Origin of the sequence: Georgenia phoenicis (genome assembly GCF_047302425.1) — a bacterium.
Classification (GTDB): Bacteria; Actinomycetota; Actinomycetes; order Actinomycetales; family Actinomycetaceae; genus Oceanitalea.
The window spans coordinates 3,664,143-3,685,682 of record NZ_CP154855.1; the positions used below are offsets into that span (position 1 = coordinate 3,664,143).

The window sequence follows — 21,540 nt, forward strand, 5'->3', positions numbered from 1 at the left end:
GCATGATTCCGGGCTTCTCAAGCGTCGACGAAGAGGTGGCGCGTGACGTCCTCGGCGACGTCGAGGACGAGCTCGGAGCCCTCGGCCTGCAGGGAGACGAAGCCGGCGCCGCGCTGGACGCTCAGCCGCGCCCCGGGGCGCACCCCGGCCTCGGAGAAGCGGGAGAGCAGCTCGACGTCCACCTGGAGGGGCTCCCCGATGCGGCGCAGCACGACGTCCACGCTCGCGGGGCCGACGGTAGCGGCGAGGGCCTGCAGCGGCGGGTCGACGGGTGCCAGGCCGTGCTCGCCGAGCTGGGCGAGCCCGGGGATGGGGTTGCCGTAGGGGTCGTGGTGCGGGTGGTCGAGCAGGGCGACGAGCCGGTGCTCGACCTGCTCGCTCATCACGTGCTCCCAGCGGCACGCCTCCTCGTGGACGTACTCCCAGTCCAGCCCGATGACGTCGGTGAGCAGCCGCTCGGCGAGGCGGTGCTTGCGCATGACCTGGGTGGCGCGCTCGTGGCCGAGGTCGGACAGGCGGATGCGCCGGGCCTCCTCGAGGTGGAGCAGCCCGTCGCGCTCCATGCGGGCCACCGTCTGCGACACCGTCGGTCCGGAGTGGCCGAGGCGCTCGGCGATGCGCGCCCGCATGGGCACCACGCCCTCCTCCTCCAGCTCGTAGACCGTCTTGAGGTACATCTCGGTGGTGTCGATCAGGTCACTCATGCGTTGCTGCCCATCTCCTCGCTCCTGCCCCCGAGGATAGGCCGAGCCACTGACCGGCGTGGGCGATCCCGGAGCCGTCCCTCGTCCGCGTGCTGATCGGCACAGTCTCAGTCGCGCGGCCCTGTGGGACGATGGGAGGACCATGACCGACGTCGCCCCCGCCTCCGCGGCGTGCCGCGCGTCCCTCGTGTGTTGTCCGTCCTGCTCCTGAGCCGAACCACCCCTCGGCCCGGAGCGTCGGCGACGTGAGTCCGGCCGTGGCCGGTGACACACGCCGATCCGGGCCACGACGAAAGGTCCTCCATGGATAAGACCCTGACGCGAGTCCTCGCGCTCACCGCTGTCGCGGCCCTCGGACTGTCCGCGTGCTCGGGAGGTGAGGACACCGGTGGCGCCACCGCGGCCGAGGAGGAGATCGTCATCGGCTCGACCAACGAGCCGACCAGCCTCGAGCGCAACGTGGGCGGCAGCTCCGGCGTCTCGCAGACGATGACCCGCAACGTCTACGAGGGGCTCACCGCCATCGACGTCGACGGCGAGATCGTCCCGACGCTCGCGGAGAGCTGGGACGTCAGCGAGGACGGCCTCACCTACACCTTCGACCTGCGCGAGGGCGTCACCTTCCACGACGGCACGCCCTTCACGGCCGACGACGCGGTGTGGTCGCTGAGCGAGATCATCTCCGAGGAGTCGGTCGCCGCCCGCAAGTCGGACCTCGCCGTCATGGACCAGATCACCGCCGTCGACGAGCAGACCCTCGAGGTCGTGCTCTCCCAGCCCTCGCGGTCACTGCTCTTCAACCTCGCGGCCGTCACCATCGTCAAGGAGGGGGACACCGAGAACACCTCGGACAACGGCACCGGCCCCTACCGTTTCGTCGAGTGGGCGCAGGGCGACTACCTCACCATCGAGCGCAACGACGACTACTGGGGCGCGGCCGCCGCCAACCCCGGCGTCACCTTCCAGTTCTTCACCGACACGACCGCGATGAACAACGCTCTGGCCACCGGTGGGCTCGACCTCGTCATCGCCGAGGACTCCCCCGACCAGCTCGTCCAGTTCGAGGACAACCCGGACTTCACCATCAGCGAGGGCACGTCGACGACGAAGTACCTGTGGGCCTTCAACGACGCCGAGGCCCCCTTCGACGACGTCCGCGTGCGCCAGGGCCTGTACCGGGCCATCGACCGCGAGGCGATCCTCGACGCCGTGTGGGCCGGCCGCGGGCAGGTCATCGGCTCCATGGTGCCGCCCACCGACCCGTGGTTCACCGACCTCTCAGGTGTCCACGCCCACGACCCGGCCGGCGCCCAGGCACTGCTCGCCGAGGCCGGCGTCGAGGACCTGACCATCACCCTCGACTACGTGGCCGGGGACACCGAGGGGACGATCGCCCAGCTGCTCCAGAGCGACCTCGCGGAGATCGGCGTGACCCTCGAGCTCAACCCGATCGACGACGCGACCTGGTACCAGCGCATCTACACCGACCACGACTTCGAGACGACCCTCATGGGCCACGTCAACCCGCGCGACATCTTCTGGTACGCCAACCCCGACTTCTACTGGGGCTACGACAGCGCCGAGTTCCAGGAGCTCGTCGCGGCCTCCGAGGCCGCGGGCAGCGACGAGGAGCAGACCGAGCTGCTGCGCCAGGCCAACGAGCTCATGGCGCAGGACGCCGCCTCGGCGTGGCTCTACCTCGAGCCGCAGATCCGGGTGGCCGCCGCCGGGATCACCGGGTTCCCGGTCGACCAGGCCACCGAGAGCTTCTACGTCGCGGACATCACCCGGGAGTCCTGAGCGGTGTTCCGGTACCTCACGCTGCGCCTGGCGGTCCTGGCCGTCTCGCTCCTGCTCGCCAGCCTCGTGGTCTTCGTGATCCTGCGGCTGCTGCCGGGTGACAGCGCGGGGACCACGCTCGGCGTGGGCACGACGGCGGAGCAGCTGGAGACCCTGCGCCGGGACCTGGGCACCGACCAGCCCGTCCTCGTCCAGTACCAGCAGTGGGTCGCCGGTCTGCTCGGCGGGGACGCCGGGACCTCGTTCGTGTCCCGGCAGCCGGTCGGCGAGCTCGTCGCCGACCGGCTGCCCATCACGGTGCCGCTCAGCCTGGGCGCCTTCGTCCTCGCCGTGCTCGTGTCCGTGCCCGTCGGGGTGCTCGCCGCGGTGCGCCGCAGCAGCCCCCTCGGGGTGGCCGTCTCGGCGCTGTCCCAGCTGGGCGTGGCCGTGCCGGTGTTCTGGGTGGGGGTCCTCCTCATCGGCGTCTTCGCCCTCGGGGCCGGCTGGCTGCCGCCCGGCGGCTTCCCCCGCGCCGGCTGGGGCGACCCGGCCGCGGCCGTGCAGGCCCTCGTCCTGCCGGTCCTCACCGTCGCCATCGCCATGGCCTCCGTCATGGTCCGCTACGTCCGCTCGGCCACCCTCGACGTGCTCGGCCAGGACTACATCCGCACGGCGCGCTCGCTCGGCTTCTCCCGCACCCAGGCACTGGCGCGGCACGGCCTGCGCAACGGCGCGGTGCCCGTCGTCGCCGTCCTCGGCATCGAGCTCGCCACGTCCCTGCTCGGGGCCGTCGTCGTCGAGGCGGTCTTCGCCCTGCCCGGCCTCGGGTCGCTGCTCCTCAGCTCGGTGCTGGGACGCGACCTGCCCGTCGTCCAGACGGTCGTCCTCGGGATCACCGCCGTCGTCCTCGTCGTCAACCTCGGCGTCGACCTGCTCCAGCGGTGGATCGACCCGCGCCTGCGCACGAGCGCCGTCCTGGAGGCCGCATGACCACCGAGCTGCCCGCCGTCGAGCAGGCCCCCGCCGCGCCGTCGCCTCCCCGCGGCGGGCGCGCGCGGGCCGCCCGCTCGCTCACCGTCGGTGGGGTGCTCGTCGGGCTCGTGCTCGCCGTCGCACTCGTCTCCCTGCTGTGGACGCCCTACCCGCTCACCGACGGCTCCGGGCCCCGGCTCAGCGGGCCGACGGCGGAGCACTGGGCCGGCACCGACCGCCTCGGGCGCGACCTGCTCACCCAGCTCATGCTCGGGGCCCGTGCCGCCGTCGTCGTCGCCTTCCTCACCACGGTCCTCGCCGCCGCCATCGGGGTGACGGTCGGGGTGCTGGCCGCGAGCGCGACCCGCTGGCTCGACGCCGCCCTGCAGACCGTCGTCGACCTCCTCATCGCCTTCCCCACCCTGCTGCTCGCCATGCTCATCGTCACCGTCCGCGGCGCCTCGACGGCCTCGGTCGTGGCGGCGATCGGGATCGCCGGCTCGGCCGTCATCGCGCGCGTCACCCGGGTCAACGCCGCCCGGGTGCTGCGCGAGGACTACGTGACCGCAGCACGCGCGGCCGGGACCGGTCACCTGGGGGTCGTGCTGCGGCACGTGCTGCCGAACATCGCGCCCACGCTCCTCGTCCAGCTCATGCTCCTCGCGGGCAGCGCCGTCCTGGCCGAGGCCTCGCTGTCCTACCTCGGCCTCGGCGCCCCGCCGCCGGACCCGACGTGGGGCCGGATGCTGCGCGAGGCGCAGAGCACCATCGCCACCGCCCCGACGAGCGCCGTCCTCCCCGGCCTGGGGGTCGCCACCTTCGTCCTCGGCCTCAACCTCCTCGGCGACGGCATCCGTGAGCGACGCGACCCGGAGCTGGCCCGATGACCCTCCTCGACGTCCGCGACCTCACCGTGCGCACCGCCGACGGCCGCGCCGTCGTCGACGGCGTGACGTGGAGCCTGGACGCCGGTGAGCGCCTCGGCATCATCGGCGAGTCCGGCTCGGGCAAGTCGCTCACCGCGCTCGCGGTCCTCGGGCTGGTCCCCGAGGGCATGTCGGTGACCGGGCAGGTCCTCCTCGACGGCGTCGACCTGCTGTCGCTGCCCGCGCGGTCGCTGCGCAGGGTGCGCGGGGCACGCGTGGCGATGGTCTTCCAGGAGCCGCTGACGGCGCTGGACCCGCTCATGACGATCGGCCGGCAGATCGCGGGGCCGCTGCGCCTGCACCGGAGGCTGCGCGGGGCGGCCGCCCGGTCCGCCGCGGCGGAGCTGTGCCGGCTCGTGCGCCTGCCCGAGGTGGACCGGGTCCTCGACTCCTACCCGTGGCAGCTGTCCGGCGGGCAGCGTCAGCGCGCCGGGCTCGCCCTCGCGCTGGCCTGCGAGCCGGACGTGCTCCTCGCCGACGAGCCGACCACGGCCCTCGACGTCACCGTCCAGGCCGAGATCCTCGACCTGCTCGACGACGTCGCCCGCCGCACCGGCTGCGCTCTCGTCTTCATCAGCCACGACCTGCCCGTCGTCGCCCGGCTCGCGCAGGACCTCGTCGTCATGCACGACGGCGTCGTCGTCGAGCGGACCACCGTGCGGGCGGCGCTGGCCGGCGCGGAGCACCCCTACACCCGCCAGCTCATCGCCGCGGCCCGCGCCGTGTCCCACCTCCCGGAGGACGCATGACCGCCCCGCTGCTCCGGGCCACCGGTCTCACCCGCACCTTCGGCTCCCGCGCGCGGACGACGACGGCGCTCGACGGCGTCTCCCTGTCCGTCACCGCCGGACGCAGCCTCGGCATCGTCGGTGAGTCCGGGGCCGGCAAGACGACCCTCCTGCGGCTCCTCCTCGGCCTCGACCGCCCCGACACCGGTGCGGTGGAGTTCCGCGGCGAACCGCTGCGCACCCGGGACCGCGCGCTCATGCGCCGCTTCCGCCGCGAGGTCCAGGTCGTCTTCCAGGACCCCCGCTCGTCCCTCGACCCGCGGATGCGGGTGCGGGACGTCGTCGCCGAGCCGCTGCGCTCCCTGCGGGTGCCCGGGGACCACGGGGCGCGGGTGGCGGAGCTGCTCTCGGCCGTCGGGCTCGAGCCGGGGATGGCCGAGCGCTACCCGGCCCAGTTCTCCGGCGGTCAGCGGCAGCGGATCGCGATCGCCCGGGCCCTGGCCCCGCGTCCGTCGGTGCTCATCGCCGACGAGCCGGTCAGCGCCCTGGACGTCACGGTGCGGCAGCAGATCATCGCGCTCCTCGACCGGCTCCGGGTGGAGCTGGGCATGTCGCTCGTCATGGTCAGCCACGACATGGCGATCGTCGGCCACCTGTGCGAGGACGTCCTCATCATGCGGTCCGGGCGCCAGGTGGAGGCGGGGGTCACCCGCGAGGTGTTCCGCGAGCCTCGCGAGCCCTACACCCGCCGGCTCCTCGACGCGGTCCCCCGCCTTCCCGCCCCTGAGCCACCGAGCGCGCAGCGGAGCTAGACCTTCTCCCAGGGCTCGACGGGGCCGGGGACGGGGACGAAGAGGGGGTGGGTCTCGACGTCGGTGACGTCGCGCACGAGGGCGTAGCGGTCCGGGCTGCGGGCGGCGAGCTTGGCGAGCAGGTGGGCCCACTCGTAGGCGACCTGGCCCTCGGTGACGGGCAGCGGCGCGACGGCGGCCAGTTCCACCGGCCGGTCGATGCGGCTGCGGTCGAAGCGGTAGCCGCGCTCGTCCGCCTCGCCCGCGAGGACGGCGAGGTAGGCCCCGACCGTGACGACCGGCTCGGCGGTCGCGCGGAAGCGGGCGAGCTGGCTGTGGTTGAGGTACCCCCTGGTCCGGCCCGCGAGGACGGCCTGCGCAAGCAGCGTCTCGCGCCAGCAGGCCACCAGACCCTGCCGGTCGAGGTAGCGCGGGTGCACCGACCAGACCCTCATGCCCTTCCCTCCTTCGCCGGCAGCCCGAGCCGCACCGCCCAGCGCGTCCACGGCGGTGCCACCCGCCAGTTGACGGCCAGCGTGCGGAAGGCCCGGTGGAAGCGCCGCCGCAGCTGGGCCAGGCCCACGAGGCTGCGCGCGGAGACCCCGACGACGATCGAGCGGTCCAGCCGCACCCGACGGCGCGGACCCAGCGCGAAGGCGAGGTCGAGGTCGTCGTGGAGCTCGGCGTCGTCGTCGTGGACGGCGGCCCGCACGGCGACCCAGCTCGAGCGGCGCACCGCCATGCTCGAGCCCCACAGCGCGTGGTGGCCGAGCGCGAGGTAGCACAGCCCGTAGTAGGCGCCGAGGTAGACGGCGGAGACGAGCCGGCCCGTGCGCGGCAGCTCGTAGAAGCGCCCGACGCCGGTGACGGCGTCGCGGCGGGGGTCGGCCATCGCGGCGACGACCCGCTCGAGCCAGTCGGGGGCGGGCAGGGAGTCGGCGTCGAGACGGGCGATGAGGTCCCCGCGCGCGGCGTCGTAGCCGGCGGCCGCGGCCATGGGGATCCCGCGCCGTGGCTCGGTGACGACGCGCGCCCCGTGCCGGCGGGCCACCTCCGCGGTCGCGTCGCGGGACCCGTTGTCGACGACGACGACCTCGAGCGGCGCCACGGTCTGCCGCGCCAGGGCGGACAGGCAGCGCTCGAGGGCCGGCGCGTCGTCGAGCGCCGGGATGACGACGCTCACGCTCATCGTGCCCACCTCGCCACCAGCACCCCGGCGACGGCGGAACCGAGCGCGCCGGCGGTGAGGTCACCGATCGTGTCGCCGTAGTAGACGTAGACGGAGTCGTCGATGTACGTGTAGCCGGCCCACTCGGCCACCTCCCAGAGCACACCAAGCGCCACCCCGACGCACGCCGTCGTCAGCGCGACCCCGGCCCGGCCGGCCCGGGTGGCCGGGCCGGCGAGCAGCCCGGCGCGCAGCATGACGATCCCGAGCGCCGCCGCCACGAGCCCGTTGACGAGCAGGTGGGCGGGCACGTCGACCCATGTCACCGTCGTGTACAGCCCCGCGGCGCTGGCCCAGCCGGCGGCGCTGAGGGCGGCCCCGAGCAGCGCCTGGAGGGTCGCGGGCAGGAAGAGCACCCGGGCGAGGGTGACCCCGCCGAGCACGAGCGCCGCCACGGCCACCGCCACCCAGTCCACCGCGAGCGCCGCCGGGACGGCGAGCACCGCGAGCGCCGCGACCGCCTGCGCCGCCACCCGTGCGGGGCGCGGCCCGGGGACGGTGAGGAGCACGCCGGCGGGCGTCGTGGGGCGGGGCTGGTCGACGTCGCCCATCAGCGGGTCCAGGCGATGGCGATGAACAGCTGGGTGACGAGGAAGCCGGTGACGAGGTTGAACCAGATGAAGCGGCGCCAGCCGGCGTTGGCCTCCTCGCAGCGCTCGTCGGGCAGGGAGCGGAAGGGCGCGATCGACACGATGTACGGGACGACGAGCACCGCGGCGAGCGCCCCTGGCCACCCCGCCCACAGGACGACGACGCCGGCGGCCGCGTAGAGCGCGAGCGCCAGGCGGGTGGTGCGGGCCGCGCCCAGCCACGTGGCGATCGAGGAGATGCCGCCCTCGCGGTCGGCGGTGACGTCCTGCACCGCCCCGAAGGCGTGGGAGGCCATGCCCCAGAGGAAGAAGGCGACGAGCGCCGCGAGCGCCGCCCCCTCCAGCGACCCACCGGCGAGGACGAGCCCGAAGACCGCGGGGCTGACGAAGTGCGTGCTCGAGGTGAGCGAGTCGAGGAAGGGCCGCTCCTTGAACCGCAGGACGGGCGCCGAGTAGGCGACGACGGCGAGCACGCTGACGGTGAGCACCGCCGTCGAGGCCGCCGAGCCGAGCAGGACGAGGGCGACGAGGAAGGGCAGGTTGCTCAGCACCGACGCCCAGATCGTCGTGCGGTGCCAGCGGCGGTCGAGGACGATCCCCTCGATGCCGCCCTTGCGTGCGTTGCGCAGGTCCGACTCGTAGTCGAAGACGTCGTTGATCCCGTACATGAGCAGGTTGTAGGGAATGAGGAAGTACAGCGTGCCGACGACGAGCGCGACGTCGACGCCGCCGCCCGCAAGGAGGTAGGCCGCCGCGAAGGGGTAGGCGGTGTTGATCCAGCTGACCGGCCGGGACGAGCCGAGGAGCTGGCGCACGGCGCTCGTGCCGGTGGTGCTCATGCCCGCTCCTCCTCGGTGCGGCGCGGGCGGAGCAGCTCCCACAGGGCCGGCAGGAGCAGCACCGAGGCCAGCGGCCAGGCGAGGTCCTCGACCGGCGCGAGGAGCAGCCGCACGCCGGTGAGCTGGGACTCGTCGTAGCGGAAGAGGTCCGCGGCGATCATGAGGCTGTCGAAGACGACCGTGAGCACGAGGAGCGCCCCGAGCGTCAGCGCCGTCGCCGCCCACCAGCGCCCGCCCAGGCGCCGCACCCGGGTGGCGACTGCGGCGGTGAGGAGGACGGGGAGCAGGAACAGCCCCGCGAGGAGGAGGTAGGTCACTCAGCCCACCTCCGTCGTCGCCCGCCGCGCGCGCAGCGCCAGCAGGACGAGGCCGTGGAGCACGAGGGTGAGGTAGCAGAGGAAGGTGACGAAGACGAGCTCCTCGAGGGGCAGCTCGGGGGCGAGCATGACCCCGGTCATCGCCTCGCTCTCCCCGCGGTGGTAGAAGCCGGAGGCGATCGCGGCGACGTCCCACAGGAGGAAGAAGGCGACACCGATCGCGAGGGTGAGGGCGCCGCGGCGGGCGTCGGCCCACAGGACGAGGCGGAAGCGGTGGTCGAGCAGGGCCATGCAGCCGAGCGAGACGAGCAGCGCCGCGAGGTAGGCGAGAGCGGTCACGGGGCCCACAGTGCCATCTCGGCGCCCACCCGGTCACGGACGATCTCCGCGCTGATGAGGCACATGGGCAGGCCGATGCCGGGGATGGTGCTCGCGCCGGCGTAGTACAGGCCGCGCACCTTGCGGGAGGCGTTGCCGGGCCGGAAGAAGGCGCTCTGCCGCAGGGTGTGCGCCGGGCCGAGCATGCCGCCGCGCCACGCGCTGAGGTCGGCGGCGAAGTCACCGGGCCCCACGGTGCGGCGCACCCGGATCCGTTCGCGCAGCTCGGGGATGCCGGCCCACGCGGCGAGCTGGTCGATCGCGGCGTCGGCGACCTCCTCGACGGCACGGTCGCCGCCGCCGTCGCGGCCGCCGCGCCCGAGGGACGGGTCGGCGGGGACGGGCACGAGGATGAAGACGTTCTCCGCGTCCTGCGGCGCGACGCTCGGGTCGGTGCGCGAGGGGGTGCACACGTAGGCGGAGGCGGGCCGCGGCACCCGGCCCTCGCGGATGTCGCGGAAGTTGCGGTCCCAGTCCTCGGTGAAGAGCAGGGTGTGGTGGGGCAGCTGGGGCAGCCGGCCGTCCACGCCGAGGTAGACGAGCACCCCGCCGGGGCCCGGGTCGCGGCGCTCCCACCAGCGGGCGGGCCGCTCGCGCAGGGCGGGCGGGAGGAGCTCGGTCTCCACGTGGTGCAGGTCGGTCGCCGCGACGACGACGTCGGCACGCACCCGGTGCTCGGCGCCCGCAGCGTCGCGGTAGCGGACCCCCGTCGTACGCCACCGCGGGCCGCGCCGGCGACGGGTGGCGGACTCCGCGGTGACGGCGGTGACGGTTGCACCGGTGCGGACGGTGACGCCCTGGGCCCTGGCGAGGTCGGCGACGGCCTCGATGAGCCGGGCGAAGCCGCCCTGCGGGTACTGGACGCCGCCGGTGAGGTCGAGGGCGCTCATGAGGTGGTACATGCTCGGCGTCCGGTCGGGCGAGGAGCCGAGGAACACCGCGGGGTAGCCGAGAATCTGGCGCAGCCGGCGGTCGCGGAAGCGGGCGGCGACGTGCGCCTGGAGGGGGCGGCCGAGGAGCGGGAGCAGGCGGTGGGCCTGGCGCAGGACGTCGGGCACGGCGAGGTCCCGCCACGAGGTGAAGCTCGTGTAGAGGAAGTGGCGCAGTGCCATGTCGTAGGTCTCGCGGGCGGTGTCGAGGTACTCCTCGAGGCGCCGCCCTGCGCCGGGCTCGACCCTGTCGAAGGTGAGGACGTTCGCCGCGCGGTCCGGCAGGACGTCCAGCGGCTCGCTGTGCCCCTCGTAGAGCACCCGGTAGGCGGGGTCGAGGGTGACGAGGTCGAGCTGCTCGGCGCTGGAGCTGCCGAGCAGCCGGAAGAAGCGGTCGAAGACCTCGGGCATGAGGTACCACGACGGGCCGGTGTCGAAGCGGAAGCCCTCGGCGCTCCAGCTGCCCGCGCGCCCGCCCAGCTCCTCGCGCTGCTCGAGCAGCTCGACGCGGAAGCCGTCGCGGGCGAGCAGGGCGGCGGTCGCCAGGCCCGAGATCCCGCCGCCGATGACGACGGCGGAGGGCGCGTCGGGGCGAGCCGCCCCACCGGGTGCGGCATGTCGGCTCATCGACGTCCTCCTGTGATGGTCCCCCGGAGCACGATCCGGGCCTTGACCGGGTCGGGGACGCGCACGCGCTCCACCCGGATCCGCGCCGCCGGCGTCTGGCGCAGGCGCCGGGACAGCTCGCTGAACAGTCCGTGGGCCACGCGCACGGCGCGGCGGCTGCTCGAGGGCAGCTGGACGAGGGCCTGCTCGGCGGCGGCGAGGTCGGCGTCGATGTCGTCGAGCAGGACGTCACGGCGCTCGTCGCTGAAGGCCGCCGGGTCGAGCCCGGGGAAGTACGTGCGCCCGAGGGCGTCGTGGTCCTGCCCGAGGTCGCGGAGGAAGTTCACCTTCTGGAAGGCGGCGCCCAGGCGGCTTGCCCCGGGGGCGAGGCGCTCGTAGGTGGCGTCGTCGCCGTCGACGAAGACACGCAGGCACATGAGGCCGACGACCTCCGCGGAGCCGTGGACGTACTCGGCGAGGCTCGCGTCGTCGTGCTCGTCGACGGACAGGTCGGCACGCATCGAGGCGAAGAACGGGGTGACGAGCGCGGCGCCGATGCCGTACCGGCGGGCGGTCCGGGCGAAGGCGTGGACGACGAGGTTGGCGCTGCGCCCGCTGGCCATCGCCTGGGCGGTGTCCTCCTCGAGGGCGTCGAGCATGGCGCCGCGGTCGGCGGCGGACCAGGACTGGTCGGGGTCGTCGACGATCTCGTCGGCCACCCGCACGAGCGCGTAGATGTTCCGCACGTGCTCGCGGTCCCCCGGCGCGAGGAGGCGGCAGGCCCAGCCGAAGGACGTCGAGTAGGTGTCGATGACGACGGCGGCACTGCGGCTGGCGACGTCGTCGTACCGGGAGGCCGCCTCGGGCGGCCGGCGACGCAGGCTCACGCGGCCCTCGACCCGCGCGAGACGGTGCGCGCCCACTCGTCCAGCAGCCGGGCCTCGGGCAGGTGCGCGACGGCCTCGCGGGCCTCGCGGTCGAGGTCCGCGGCGAGGCCCTCGACGTAGGCCCGCGCCCCGCACTCCTCGAGGAGGCCGCGCACGCGGGCGGCGTCCGCGTCCTCGACCACCCCGGAGGCGAGGTAGGGCTGGATGTGGGCCCAGGCCGGGGTCCTGCGGGCGTAGGCGATGAGGGGTGTGCACTTGCCCTCGCGCAGGTCCGAGACCGTGCTCTTGCCGGTGGCCGACTCCTCCCCGAACATGCCGTCGAGGTCGTCGCGCAGCTGGTAGCCGATGCCCAGGAGCCGGGCGAAGCGGGTGAGCGCGGACTCGTGCTCGGTGTCCGCCCCGCCGAGGACGGCGGCCAGCTGGAGGGGCAGCTCGAAGGAGTACACCGCCGTCTTCTGGTGCTCCATCGAGATGACCGAGGGGATGTCCGCGGCGCCGTCGAGGCTGAGACGGACGTCGGTGAGCTCACCCGCGGCGCTCAGGTGCAGGGCCCGGTCGAGGAGGTCGAGCATCCGGGCGACCGTCTGCGGCGGCGCCCCGCACAGCGCGATGAGCCGGACCGCGCCGGCGAGGGCGAGGTCACCGGCGAGGATGGCCGCGCTCTGGCCGTAGTGGGTGGCCCGCTCGGCCTCGTGGCCGCCCTCGCGGGCGTCGGCGGCGAGAATGCCGACGACGTTGGGCCGGCCACGGCGGACGGTGTCGCCGTCGATGACGTCGTCGTGGACGACGAGCGCGGTGTGGAGCAGCTCGAGGGCGGCTCCCACCTGGGCGGCGACGTCGGCCTGCCGCCCGCCGAGGGCGAGGTAGACGCTGTGGAAGAGCATGGGCCTCAGCCGCTTGCCGCCGGCGGAGGCGTCCTGGAGCGCGGACCACAGCTGCGCGTGCTCCGGGCCCGCGAGGTGGCGGGCGCCGTCGGCGAAGTAGTCGGCGAGCGCGGCGTCGACGGGCGCGGTGTCGACCGTCTCGCGCGGTGGCGCGCTCATCCCGAGGCGCTCTCGGGCAGGTGGCCGGCGGCCACGAGACGCTCGACCTGCGCGACCATCCACGGGCTCAGGGCCCACGGCGCGAGCCTGACCGTCTGCACGGCCGCGGCCGGGTCGACCCAGTGGAGCTCGGCGACCTCCTCGGGGTTGGGCTGCGGCTCGCCGGTGGTCCGCGCGACGAAGACGGGGCAGATCTCGTTCTCGACGACGCCGGAGGCGTCGACGGCGCGGTACCGGAAGTCGGGGACGGCGGGACGCACGTCGCTCACCTCGAGGCCGAGCTCGTGGCGGGCGTGGCGCACGATCGCGTCCGTCAGCTCCTCCCCCGGCCGCGGGTGCCCGCAGAAGGAGTTGGTCCACACCCCGGGCCAGGTCTTCTTGCTCAGCGCCCGGCGGGTGAGCAGGAGCCTGCCCTCCGCGTCGGTGAGGTAGCAGGAGAAGGCGAGGTGCAGGGGCGTCTCCGCGGTGTGGACGGTCGGCCGCGGGGCTGTGCCGATGGCGGTGCCGTCCTCCGCGAGCAGCGTCACGAGGTCCTCGGTCGTGGCGGTCATGTCGTGGTCTCCTGTCGTCCGACTCGGGTGGCCAGTCCCGTGCGCAGGCGCACGGCGATCGTCACGAGGGCGACGACGACGGCGACCGTCACCGCCGCGATCGCGGTGGTGCTCGACTCGGGCTCTCCCGAGGTGCGGCCCACGGCGATCCAGCTCAGCCCCCACACGATGGTGGCGGTGGGCGCGAGGCGTCCGCGGCCCACCAGCGCCAGGGCGACCCCGACGACGCCGACGGCCGCGAGCACGCCGACGGCCCACCACTCGGAGGCACCACCGCCGGTGAAGCCGGAGTCGAGGAGCGCGGCCGCGGTGTTCGCGCAGGTCGCCACGCTCACCCAGCCGAGGTAGAGGCCCAGGGTGCCGTCGGCGACGAGCGCCTCCACCCGGCTGCGCGGCGGCACCGCGAGCAGCCGCTGGAAGATGACGGCCAGGACGACGAGCAGCGCGACGATGACGGCGACGCTCAGCCACACCTGGCCGGCCTGCACCGCGAGGATCCAGGCGGCGTTGAGGACGAGGGAGGCGACGACCGGCCACGCGAGGCGCCGCGGGTCGGTGCGGTCCCACCACTGCCACACGGTGTACAGGCCCAGGCCGCCGTAGATGACGCTCCACACCGAGAACGCCGGGGAGTCGGGGGCCAGGTGCGTGGAGTCGGCGGCGAGGACGCCGCCGGCGGCCTCGGCGATGGGGGTGCCGCCGAAGAGGCCCACGCCGACCATCGAGCCGACGACGCACACGACGTAGGCGATACTCACCCCGAGGTGGCGCACGAGTGCTGCACGGTCCCGACTCACGCGCTGCTCCCCACCGCCGTCGTCTTCTGCGCGACCGCCGTCGAGTCGTCCTCGTCCTCGGGCACGCGGGCCTTCCACGGCCACCATACGGGCCGTCCGATGTCGTACACGAGCCCAGAGACGAGGAGGCTGCGGACGATGAAGGTGTCGATGAGGACACCGACGGCGACGATGAAGGCGAGCTGGACGAGGAAGAGCAGCGGGATGACGACGAGCGCGCCGAAGGTCGCCGCGAGGACGAGGCCCGCGGAGGTGATGACGCCACCGGTCATCGTCAGGCCCCGGCGCACACCGCTGCGCGTGCCGTGCTCCAGCGACTCCTCACGCACCCGGGTCATGAGGAAGATCGAGTAGTCGATGCTCAGCGCCACGAGGAAGACGAAGCCGAAGAGCGGGACGGAGGCGTCCGCACCGGGGAAGTCGAAGACGTGGTTGAAGAAGATCGCCGACAGCCCCAGCGTGGCCGCGAAGGACAGGACGTTGACCGCGAGGATGACGAGCGGCGCGACGATCGCCCGCAGCAGGATGACGAGCATGACGAAGATGACGGCCAGGACGAGCGGGACGATCGTGCGCAGGTCCTGCGCCGCCGTCTCCTGGGTGTCCAGCCGCTGCGCCGCGGCGCCACCGACGAGCGCGTCGGGGTCGACGTCGCGCACGGCCTCGCGGACCTCGCTCGCCGCGACGGTGGCCTCCTGGCTCTCCGACGTCGCGCTCGTCGCCGCCTCGATCTCGACGCGGCCGTCGACGACCACGGGGGCGTCGTCGTCGCCGGTCACGACCTGCGCGCTGTCGATCCCGTCGACGGCGGTGATCGCCTCGACCGCCTCCTCGGCCGTGTCCTCGGCGGTGATGACGACGAGCGGCTGGACCTGCCCGGCCTCGAAGTGCTCGACGAGCACCTCCTGGCCCTCGACGGCCTCGGTCGGGTTGAGGAAGACCTCCCCCTCACCGGTGCCCTCGGCCTGCAGGGTGGGCAGGAAGGCGGCGAGCGCGAGGAGGGCGACGGCGGTGGTGCCCCAGATGACGCGCGGGCGGCGGGCGACGGCGGCGGCGACGCGGCCCCACAGGCGGGAGGTGTCCTCCGAGTCCGCGGGGGCGTCGGGGGTGTACTGCGGCCGGCGCGGCCAGAACAGCACCCGGGAGCGGCTGCCCGCGACGAGGAGCAGCGCGGGCAGCAGGGTGAGCGCGCCGAGGACGGCGGCGGCGATGCCGATCGCGCCGACCGGGCCGAGGCTGGCGTTGGAGCCGAGGTCCGACAGGAGCAGGCACAGGAGGCCGGCGATGACGGTGCCGGCGGAGGCGAGGATCGGGGGCACCGAGGCCCGCCAGGCCGCGGCCATCGCCTGGCGCGGCTCGGGGTGGCGGGTGAGCTCCTCGCGGTAGCGGGCGACGAGGAGCAGGGCGTAGTCGGTGGCCGCACCGATGACGAGGATCGAGAGGATGCCCTGGCTCTGGCCGTTGAGCAGGAGCGCGCCGCTGCCCGCGAGCGGCTTGATGACGAGGGCCGCGGCGCACAGCGAGAAGACCGCGGCGAGCAGCACCGTGAAGGGCAGTAGCGGGGAACGGTAGACGATGACGAGGATGACCAGGACGACGACGAGCGCGACGAGGAGGAGGACGCCGTCGATGCCGCCGAAGGCGGAGCCGAGGTCGGAGACGAAGCCGGCCGGGCCGGTCACCCAGGCGTCGAGGTCCGCGTCGGCGAGCGTCCCGTCGGCGAGCTCGCGCAGCTCGGTGACGACGACGTTGACCGTGCGCTCGCCCGTGTCGCCGAGGTTCTCGTCGGCCTGGTCACTGGCGATGGCCACGGGGAACAGGAGGGCCTGGCCGTCCTCGGCGGGGATGAAGGGGACCGGCCCGTCGAGGACGTCGCCGAGGAGCTGACCATCGGGCAGCTCGACCTCGGGCACCTGCGCGGCGAACTCCTCCGCCGCGGCGAGCTGCTCGGGCGTGAGCTCGCCGCCGTCGGTGGGCGTGGCGACGAGCAGCGCGGGCAGCGGCTGGTCCCCCGCGAACTCCTCGGCGAGCTCGTCGGCGCGCGTGGACTCGGCACTCGAGGGCAGGAAGGCAGCCTGGTCGTTCTCCTGCACCTCCGAGAGCGAGCCCTGGGCCATACCACCCAGGCCGCCGACGGCGAGCCAGGCGAGGAGGACGACGACGGTGAGCAGCGCGCGCAGAACTGCGCCGCGGCGTCCGTCGGACTTACGGTGGCTGGGGCCCTGCTGGCCGCCCTTAACACTAAGCACGCTTAGCAATATGATCGAGGCGCCCACCGCGCGCAACCCGAGACGGAAGGACACCGTGAGCCGAGATCCGGACCGCTCCGCGCCAGCCGAGGACGGGCCGACCGCGACGGCGGGCATCGCGTTCCCACCTCCGGAGACGTGGCCCACCGGCCGACTGCTGTCCGCGGCGGCCCGGCGGGTGGAGCGCGCGTGGGACGCGTACCTGGGCCAGTGGGGTCTGACGCACGCGTCCGTGCCGGTGCTCGTCGTCCTCTCGCGCGCCTCGATGTCGCAGCGGGAGATCGCCGCCCACATGCACGTGACCGAGCAGACCATCGGCCGCGTCCTGCGTGGCCTGCAGGCCAGCGGGTACATCACGCGCACCCAGCACCCCGAGGACCGGCGGCGGCACGTCGTCGCGCTGACCCCGTCCGGGCGGGACGCGCTCACGGCACTCGACCGCGCCCAGTCGGTGGAGTCGCTCATCGGCAGCTCGCTGTCCGCGCCCGAGACCGCCCAGCTGCGCACCCTGCTCATCCGGATGCTCACCGACCTCCCACTGCAGGACGAGCGGGATCTCGCCTGACCCGCGACCACCTACCATCGGCGTGGTGAGGACCACCCCCGAGATCTTCTCCCTCGGCCCGGACCACGAGCCACGCTACCGCGACCGGCCCGTGGTAGCGCTGCTCGACCGCCACATCGAGTCGGTGTGGGGACTGCTCGTCGACGGCGTCGAGTCCCCCGCCCTCCCCCCGGCCGAGCTCTTCCCGCTGCCGGTCCGCACCGGGGACACCCGGGTGGACGTGCAGAGCGCGATCGCCCAGCTCGCCCCGGTGTGGGGCTTCCGCCCGCTGCTCGACATCACCGCGGAGCGGGCCCGTGAGGACCTCGCCCGCGCCTCGGTCCTCGCGCTGTCCTTCGTGGCGCAGTCGGCGCGCGGCCCGGACGTGCCGGCGGTGCCGCAGCGCGAGGTGGAGCAGGGCGGCTCGGTGGCCGAGCGCTTCCTCATCCGGTGGAGCGGGACGGCCCAGCCCGACCACGCCGAGGCCCTCGACGCCCTGTGGACGGTCGTCGCGGAGGACGGTCCGGACTCCTCCTCCACGCGCATCGCCCGGATCGCGGCTGGCACCGGCGCCGACGTCGGGGCGTGCCTGGCCGGGGCGGTCTCCGGCGTCAGCGGCCCCCTCGCCGCGGGCGCGGCGGCGCGGGCCCTCCAGCTCGCCGTCCAGGTGCATGACGGCCTCGACCCGGCCGCCGCCGTCCAGGCCGCGATGCGCGAGCAGACGGTCGTGCCGGGGCTCGTCCCCGCGGGGCGCGACCCGCGCGCCGAGATGCTGCGCGAGGTCTGCCGGCGGCTGGACGTGCGGCTCTTCGCCGCGGGGCGGGCACTGGAGGTGGCCGGCAGCACGCTCGTCGCCGAGCGGGCCGGGCGTCCCGCGAGCGCGAACGTCAACTTCTGGGGGGCCCTGCTCCTGGACCACGTGGGCTTCGAGCCGCGCCTGTTCAACGCCCTCATCATCTGCGGCCGCACCGCCGGCTGGTCCGCCCACATCCTCGACGCCCAACGCGCCCTCCACACCTGACGCCTCCCCCGTGTCGCCGACAGCCGCGTTGTCGCCGACAGCACACTTACCGCCGACAGCACACTTACCGCCGACAGCCGGACTCTCCGGCCCGCGACCACGGACGCCGTCCCGGTCGGCGTCGCGCAGGTGGGAGGATCGGGGACCATGACCACCGTGCAGATCCCCGCCGAGCTCCTGCCCGCGGACGGCCGCTTCGGCTGCGGTCCGAGCAAGGTGCGTCCCTCCCACGTCGCGGCGCTCGCCGCCGTCGGTGAGACGCTGCTCGGCACCTCCCACCGGCAGGCGCCGGTCCGCTCCCTCGTCGGCCGGGTCCGCGAGGGCCTGGCCGACCTGCTCGGGGCGCCCGAGGGCTACGAGGTCGTCCTCGGCAACGGCGGCTCCACCGCCTTCTGGGACGCCGCCAGCCTCGGCCTGGTCCGTGAGCGCTCCGCACACGCGGCCTTCGGGGAGTTCGGGTCGAAGTTCGCGACCGTCACCCGCCGCGCCCCCTTCCTCGCCGACCCGCACGTCGTGACCGCCGAGCCCGGCTCCCTCGCCACCCTGCGCCCCGTCGAGGGCGTCGACCTGTACGCGTGGCCGCAGAACGAGACCTCCACCGGCGTCCTCGCCCCCGTCGAGCGGGTGGACGACGACGGCGCGCTCGTCTGCGTCGACGCCACCTCCGCCGCCGGCGGGGTGCCGGTCGACCTCGCCCAGACCGACGTCTACTACTTCGCCCCGCAGAAGAGCTTCGGCTCCGACGGCGGCCTGTGGTTCGCCGTCATGTCGCCGGCCGCGATCGCCCGGGTGGAGGAGATCGCCGCGAGCGGCCGCTGGGTCCCGGAGTTCCTCTCCCTGCCGGCGGCGGTGGAGAACTCGCGCAAGGACCAGACGCTCAACACCCCGGCGATCGCCACGCTCGTCCTCATGGCAGAGCAGCTGGACTGGATTCGCGACCAGGGCGGGCTCGAGTGGGCGGCCGGCCGCAGCGCGCGCTCCGCCGAGATCCTCTACGGCTGGGCCGCCGAGCGGGACTGGGCCACGCCCTTCGTGGCCGTGCCCGAGCACCGCTCCCCCGTCGTCGGCACGATCGACCTCGCCGAGGAGGTCGACGCCGCGAAGGTCGCCGCGGTCCTGCGCGAGAACGGCGTCGTCGACGTCGAGCCCTACCGCAAGCTCGGCCGCAACCAGCTGCGCGTCGGCATGTTCCCCGCCGTCGAGCCCGAGGACGTCCGCGCCCTCACGGCCTGCGTCGACCACGTCGTCGGCGCCCTGTGACCGCCCGCCTCGCTCACGGGACCGCGGCGGGGGTGCTCCGATGAGCGCACCCGGCCTCGCCGCCCCGCTCTCCGCGCAGCTGCGCGAGCGCACCCGCGCCGCCCACGAGCGCGCGGAGTCGGTCCCCTTCATCACCGACCTCATGCACGGGCGCCTGGACCGGGCGGCCTACGCGGACCTCGCGGCCCAGCAGCACGGCATCTACGTCGCGCTCGAGGCGGCCGGCACGGAACACCTCGGCTCGCCGCGGGGCGCGGGCCTGATCTTCGCCGACCTCACCCGCACGCCCGCCATCGAGGCGGACCTCGCCTACCTGCACGGCCTGCGCTGGCGCGAGCGCACCGAGGTGCTCCCGGCAGCCCGTGCCTACGCCGAGCGGGTCGCGCAGGTCGGCGGGGACCTGGCCCGCTACGCCGCCCACGCCTACACCCGCTACCTCGGCGACCTCTCCGGCGGCCAGGCGATCAAGCGCCTCGTCCAGCGCCACTACGGTCTCGGGGAGGAAGGCGTGGCGTTCTACACCTTCACCGGCATCGCCAAGCCGAAGCTCTTCAAGGACACCTACCGCGAGCGGCTCGACGCCCTCGACCTCAGCGCCCCCGAGGTCGAGACGGCGGTCGCCGAGGCCACCCTCGCCTTCGAGCTGGCCACGGAGTTGTTCACCGCCCTCGGCGAGCGCCACCGCGCCTGAGCCCCGGCCGGCCGACCTACCGGCCGGCGACGAGCTCGCGCTCGGTGGCCTCGGCGAGGCGGTCGAGCTCGGCGAGCACCTCGCGAGCCATCGCGACGTCCGCCGCGCGGCAGGTGGCCGCGACCTCGGCGAGCCGGTCGGCGCCGAGCATCGACGCGGTGCCGCCCAGGCTGAGGGCCGCGTCGCGCAGCTCCGCCCCCTCCCCCGCCGTGACCGCCTCGTGCAGGCGCGCCACACGGGTGGGGAGCAGGTCGACGAAGCGGTCGACCATCCCGACCGCCGCCTCGTGGCCGACCTCCTCCTCGAGCCGGCTCAGCCGCTCGCGGTCGACGACGGGCCCGACAGCGAGCTCGGCGCGGCGCTCACGCAGCGCCCGGACCGCCTGGAGGCCGGCGTAGCCGAGGAGCGAGACGGCGATGACCACGGTCCCGAGCGCCTTGGTGTGCCCCGACAGCGCGGTGGCGACGTACCCGGCCCAGGGGATCCAGTACTGGACCTCGCCCCGGATCTGCGTCTCGGTGACCTGCCACGGGTCGACGACGTCGTTCGCGTCGCCCTGCGTCGTGAAGGAGGGGCCGTCCGGGCCCTCGGTCCGCTCGACGATGCGGTGGGTGACGAGCGTGGCGTCGTCCGGGTAGGGCATGACGGTGACGACGTCACCGACCTCGAGGGTGTCGACGTCGGCCGGGGCGATGACGACCTGGCTGCCCGTGGGGACGGTCGGCTCCATGGAGCCGCTGAGCACCGTGAGCGGGGCCCAGCCGAGCAGCCGCGGGACCACGACGAGCACCCCGAGCAGGGCGATCATCGCGATGAGGAGGACGCCGGGGAGCACGCGCGCGAGCAGCGTGCGCACGACGCCAGGGCGCGCCGCCTGCCGCGGGCGCGAGGTGGTGGGGGCGGTGACGCTCATCGTGGTCTCCTCGGGCTGGTCGTGGGTCACTCGCCGGCGACGGGCGCCTGGGTGAGCGTGACGTCGAGGCCGCCGAGCGTGACGCTCTGCCCCTGGCCGACGAGCCCGGCGGTGGTCGCGTCGAAGGCGACGGTGACGGCGACGTCGAGGTCCTGGAGCTCGTCGTCGGCGACGACGGTCGCGGAGGCGCCGGGCAGGACCTGCCCGTTGAGGCTCATCGTCGTGCTCGTCCGCAGCGCGGCGAGCAGCTCGGCGTCACCGGTGAGGCCGTCGAGGTTGTGGGAGACGGTGCCGCGCAGCAGGTCGCCGCGGGCGTCGACGGTCATCGTCTCGCGGTAGGTGAGCGCGTCACCGGGCGCGACGAGGTAGGTCCCGGCCGCGACGGCGTCGGTCACGTCGGTGCCCGCGACGTTCGTCCAGCGGCCCTCGCCGCCGGCCAGGTCGAGCACGCCGGAGGTGATCGCGGTGCCGGTCGCGGCGGCCTCGGCGTCGGACCACTCGGCGAAGGTGGCGCCGCTCGCACCGAGCAGGACGACGCCGGCAGCGGTGGCCGCGAGGGCCTTCCACGTGGTGCTGGCGGAGCGGGTGGTGGTACGGGCCATGGGGGTGTCCTCTCGGGCTGGGGCCGGTCCGTCCGGCGCTGCCCCCATCGTGGGCAACGGACCTCAGCGGCCCCTCTCGGGGACCTCGTCCCCACCTCAGGACTCCCTCAAGATCTCTCCCTGCGACCCGGTGCACCCGGCCACGCCGCTCCGGACATACCCTGGAACGTCCGCACACCCCCACTTGCCCGGGAG

Annotated in this window: 24 protein-coding genes; 9 read left to right on the top strand and 15 right to left on the bottom strand. The window is 74.4% G+C overall.

Annotated elements, in window-relative coordinates:
* Positions 1-17 precede the first annotated feature (17 nt).
* A complete protein-coding gene (locus AA0005_RS17325; RefSeq protein ID WP_413451329.1) occupies positions 18-704 on the bottom strand; it encodes an iron dependent repressor, metal binding and dimerization domain protein in 687 nt (228 codons plus the stop codon).
* Positions 705-1,007: 303 nt separating this feature from the next.
* Between AA0005_RS17325 and AA0005_RS17330 the strand changes: the two genes are divergently transcribed.
* The 5 genes from AA0005_RS17330 to AA0005_RS17350 are packed head-to-tail and all read left to right on the top strand — an operon-like array spanning position 1,008 to position 5,921.
* Complete coding sequence (locus tag AA0005_RS17330) at positions 1,008-2,504, top strand: ABC transporter substrate-binding protein (RefSeq protein WP_413451330.1); 1,497 nt, start codon at positions 1,008-1,010, stop codon at positions 2,502-2,504.
* Between the two features lie 3 nt (positions 2,505-2,507).
* Complete coding sequence (locus tag AA0005_RS17335; protein ID WP_413451331.1) at positions 2,508-3,473, top strand: ABC transporter permease; 966 nt, start codon at positions 2,508-2,510, stop codon at positions 3,471-3,473.
* Complete coding sequence (locus AA0005_RS17340) at positions 3,470-4,342, top strand: ABC transporter permease (RefSeq protein WP_413451332.1); 873 nt, start codon at positions 3,470-3,472, stop codon at positions 4,340-4,342. Before AA0005_RS17335 ends, AA0005_RS17340 begins: the two co-directional genes overlap by 4 nt.
* Positions 4,339-5,130: an ATP-binding cassette domain-containing protein gene (locus tag AA0005_RS17345; protein WP_413451333.1), complete on the top strand. Its 792-nt coding sequence runs from the start codon at positions 4,339-4,341 to the stop codon at positions 5,128-5,130. Before AA0005_RS17340 ends, AA0005_RS17345 begins: the two co-directional genes overlap by 4 nt.
* A complete protein-coding gene (locus AA0005_RS17350; RefSeq protein ID WP_413451334.1) occupies positions 5,127-5,921 on the top strand; it encodes an ABC transporter ATP-binding protein in 795 nt (264 codons plus the stop codon). Before AA0005_RS17345 ends, AA0005_RS17350 begins: the two co-directional genes overlap by 4 nt.
* On the opposite strand, the gene AA0005_RS17355 is transcribed toward AA0005_RS17350, so the two are convergent.
* Genes AA0005_RS17355 through AA0005_RS17410 form a run of 12 tightly spaced genes read right to left on the bottom strand, consistent with a single transcriptional unit; the run spans position 5,918 to position 16,314 of the window.
* The gene (locus AA0005_RS17355; protein WP_413451335.1) at positions 5,918-6,355 is read right to left on the bottom strand and encodes a pyrimidine dimer DNA glycosylase/endonuclease V; all 438 of its coding nucleotides are present in this window, start codon (positions 6,353-6,355) and stop codon (positions 5,918-5,920) included. The genes AA0005_RS17350 and AA0005_RS17355 overlap by 4 nt on opposite strands.
* The gene (locus AA0005_RS17360) at positions 6,352-7,089 is read right to left on the bottom strand and encodes a glycosyltransferase family 2 protein (RefSeq protein WP_413451336.1); all 738 of its coding nucleotides are present in this window, start codon (positions 7,087-7,089) and stop codon (positions 6,352-6,354) included. Before AA0005_RS17360 ends, AA0005_RS17355 begins: the two co-directional genes overlap by 4 nt.
* Positions 7,086-7,679 carry a hypothetical protein gene (locus AA0005_RS17365; protein ID WP_413451337.1) on the bottom strand — a complete coding sequence of 198 codons (594 nt, stop codon included), beginning with the start codon at positions 7,677-7,679 and terminating at the stop codon, positions 7,086-7,088. Before AA0005_RS17365 ends, AA0005_RS17360 begins: the two co-directional genes overlap by 4 nt.
* Positions 7,679-8,557 carry a prenyltransferase gene (locus tag AA0005_RS17370; protein ID WP_413451338.1) on the bottom strand — a complete coding sequence of 293 codons (879 nt, stop codon included), beginning with the start codon at positions 8,555-8,557 and terminating at the stop codon, positions 7,679-7,681. Before AA0005_RS17370 ends, AA0005_RS17365 begins: the two co-directional genes overlap by 1 nt.
* Positions 8,554-8,874, bottom strand: coding sequence for a lycopene cyclase domain-containing protein (locus AA0005_RS17375; protein ID WP_413451339.1), 321 nt, complete (start codon positions 8,872-8,874; stop codon positions 8,554-8,556). Before AA0005_RS17375 ends, AA0005_RS17370 begins: the two co-directional genes overlap by 4 nt.
* Positions 8,875-9,213: a lycopene cyclase domain-containing protein gene (locus AA0005_RS17380; RefSeq protein WP_413451340.1), complete on the bottom strand. Its 339-nt coding sequence runs from the start codon at positions 9,211-9,213 to the stop codon at positions 8,875-8,877. It lies immediately after the preceding gene.
* Positions 9,210-10,808 carry a phytoene desaturase family protein gene (crtI, locus tag AA0005_RS17385; protein WP_413451341.1) on the bottom strand — a complete coding sequence of 533 codons (1,599 nt, stop codon included), beginning with the start codon at positions 10,806-10,808 and terminating at the stop codon, positions 9,210-9,212. The genes AA0005_RS17380 and crtI overlap by 4 nt, the downstream gene beginning before the upstream one ends.
* A complete protein-coding gene (locus AA0005_RS17390) occupies positions 10,805-11,674 on the bottom strand; it encodes a phytoene/squalene synthase family protein (protein WP_413451342.1) in 870 nt (289 codons plus the stop codon). The genes crtI and AA0005_RS17390 overlap by 4 nt, the downstream gene beginning before the upstream one ends.
* Positions 11,671-12,717, bottom strand: a complete 1,047-nt coding sequence (locus tag AA0005_RS17395; RefSeq protein ID WP_413451343.1) for a polyprenyl synthetase family protein — start codon at positions 12,715-12,717, stop codon at positions 11,671-11,673. The genes AA0005_RS17390 and AA0005_RS17395 overlap by 4 nt, the downstream gene beginning before the upstream one ends.
* Positions 12,714-13,268, bottom strand: a complete 555-nt coding sequence (gene idi, locus AA0005_RS17400; protein WP_413451344.1) for an isopentenyl-diphosphate Delta-isomerase — start codon at positions 13,266-13,268, stop codon at positions 12,714-12,716. The genes AA0005_RS17395 and idi overlap by 4 nt, the downstream gene beginning before the upstream one ends.
* Complete coding sequence (locus tag AA0005_RS17405; RefSeq protein WP_413451345.1) at positions 13,265-14,065, bottom strand: tryptophan-rich sensory protein; 801 nt, start codon at positions 14,063-14,065, stop codon at positions 13,265-13,267. The genes idi and AA0005_RS17405 overlap by 4 nt, the downstream gene beginning before the upstream one ends.
* Positions 14,062-16,314 carry an MMPL family transporter gene (locus tag AA0005_RS17410; RefSeq protein ID WP_413451346.1) on the bottom strand — a complete coding sequence of 751 codons (2,253 nt, stop codon included), beginning with the start codon at positions 16,312-16,314 and terminating at the stop codon, positions 14,062-14,064. The genes AA0005_RS17405 and AA0005_RS17410 overlap by 4 nt, the downstream gene beginning before the upstream one ends.
* A gap of 10 nt (positions 16,315-16,324) precedes the next feature.
* On the opposite strand from AA0005_RS17410, the gene AA0005_RS17415 reads away from it, so the two are divergent.
* The 4 genes from AA0005_RS17415 to AA0005_RS17430 all read left to right on the top strand — a co-directional run bounded on the left by AA0005_RS17415 (position 16,325) and on the right by AA0005_RS17430 (position 19,830).
* The gene (locus AA0005_RS17415) at positions 16,325-16,879 is read left to right on the top strand and encodes a MarR family winged helix-turn-helix transcriptional regulator (RefSeq protein WP_413451347.1); all 555 of its coding nucleotides are present in this window, start codon (positions 16,325-16,327) and stop codon (positions 16,877-16,879) included.
* Between the two features lie 25 nt (positions 16,880-16,904).
* Positions 16,905-17,879, top strand: coding sequence for a citrate/2-methylcitrate synthase (locus AA0005_RS17420; RefSeq protein ID WP_413451348.1), 975 nt, complete (start codon positions 16,905-16,907; stop codon positions 17,877-17,879).
* Between the two features lie 147 nt (positions 17,880-18,026).
* Positions 18,027-19,139 (top strand): phosphoserine transaminase, encoded by a 1,113-nt coding sequence (gene serC / locus AA0005_RS17425; protein ID WP_413451349.1) that lies wholly within the window; start codon positions 18,027-18,029, stop codon positions 19,137-19,139.
* A 40-nt stretch (positions 19,140-19,179) separates the two neighbouring features.
* The gene (locus tag AA0005_RS17430) at positions 19,180-19,830 is read left to right on the top strand and encodes a heme oxygenase (biliverdin-producing) (RefSeq protein ID WP_413451350.1); all 651 of its coding nucleotides are present in this window, start codon (positions 19,180-19,182) and stop codon (positions 19,828-19,830) included.
* 16 nt (positions 19,831-19,846) lie between these two features.
* Here AA0005_RS17430 and AA0005_RS17435 read toward each other — a convergent pair whose 3' ends face one another.
* Positions 19,847-20,743 (bottom strand): signal peptidase I, encoded by an 897-nt coding sequence (locus AA0005_RS17435; protein WP_413451351.1) that lies wholly within the window; start codon positions 20,741-20,743, stop codon positions 19,847-19,849.
* Positions 20,744-20,769: 26 nt separating this feature from the next.
* Entirely contained in the window at positions 20,770-21,345 is a 576-nt protein-coding gene (locus tag AA0005_RS17440) for an alternate-type signal peptide domain-containing protein (protein ID WP_413451352.1), read from the bottom strand.
* Positions 21,346-21,540: the final 195 nt, after the last annotated feature.

What these genes read in the sequence shown, in the direction of transcription:
- AA0005_RS17325 (WP_413451329.1), bottom strand. Translation starts at nt 704, where the DNA reads ATGAGTGACCTGATCGACACCACCGAGATGTACCTCAAGACGGTCTAC.
- AA0005_RS17330 (WP_413451330.1), top strand. Translation starts at nt 1,008, where the DNA reads ATGGATAAGACCCTGACGCGAGTCCTCGCGCTCACCGCTGTCGCGGCC.
- AA0005_RS17340 (WP_413451332.1), top strand. Translation starts at nt 3,470, where the DNA reads ATGACCACCGAGCTGCCCGCCGTCGAGCAGGCCCCCGCCGCGCCGTCG.
- AA0005_RS17345 (WP_413451333.1), top strand. Translation starts at nt 4,339, where the DNA reads ATGACCCTCCTCGACGTCCGCGACCTCACCGTGCGCACCGCCGACGGC.
- AA0005_RS17350 (WP_413451334.1), top strand. Translation starts at nt 5,127, where the DNA reads ATGACCGCCCCGCTGCTCCGGGCCACCGGTCTCACCCGCACCTTCGGC.
- AA0005_RS17355 (WP_413451335.1), bottom strand. Translation starts at nt 6,355, where the DNA reads ATGAGGGTCTGGTCGGTGCACCCGCGCTACCTCGACCGGCAGGGTCTG.
- AA0005_RS17360 (WP_413451336.1), bottom strand. Translation starts at nt 7,089, where the DNA reads ATGAGCGTGAGCGTCGTCATCCCGGCGCTCGACGACGCGCCGGCCCTC.
- AA0005_RS17365 (WP_413451337.1), bottom strand. Translation starts at nt 7,679, where the DNA reads ATGGGCGACGTCGACCAGCCCCGCCCCACGACGCCCGCCGGCGTGCTC.
- AA0005_RS17370 (WP_413451338.1), bottom strand. Translation starts at nt 8,557, where the DNA reads ATGAGCACCACCGGCACGAGCGCCGTGCGCCAGCTCCTCGGCTCGTCC.
- crtI (WP_413451341.1), bottom strand. Translation starts at nt 10,808, where the DNA reads ATGAGCCGACATGCCGCACCCGGTGGGGCGGCTCGCCCCGACGCGCCC.
- AA0005_RS17395 (WP_413451343.1), bottom strand. Translation starts at nt 12,717, where the DNA reads ATGAGCGCGCCACCGCGCGAGACGGTCGACACCGCGCCCGTCGACGCC.
- idi (WP_413451344.1), bottom strand. Translation starts at nt 13,268, where the DNA reads ATGACCGCCACGACCGAGGACCTCGTGACGCTGCTCGCGGAGGACGGC.
- AA0005_RS17415 (WP_413451347.1), top strand. Translation starts at nt 16,325, where the DNA reads ATGATCGAGGCGCCCACCGCGCGCAACCCGAGACGGAAGGACACCGTG.
- serC (WP_413451349.1), top strand. Translation starts at nt 18,027, where the DNA reads ATGACCACCGTGCAGATCCCCGCCGAGCTCCTGCCCGCGGACGGCCGC.
- AA0005_RS17430 (WP_413451350.1), top strand. Translation starts at nt 19,180, where the DNA reads ATGAGCGCACCCGGCCTCGCCGCCCCGCTCTCCGCGCAGCTGCGCGAG.
- AA0005_RS17435 (WP_413451351.1), bottom strand. Translation starts at nt 20,743, where the DNA reads ATGAGCGTCACCGCCCCCACCACCTCGCGCCCGCGGCAGGCGGCGCGC.
- AA0005_RS17440 (WP_413451352.1), bottom strand. Translation starts at nt 21,345, where the DNA reads ATGGCCCGTACCACCACCCGCTCCGCCAGCACCACGTGGAAGGCCCTC.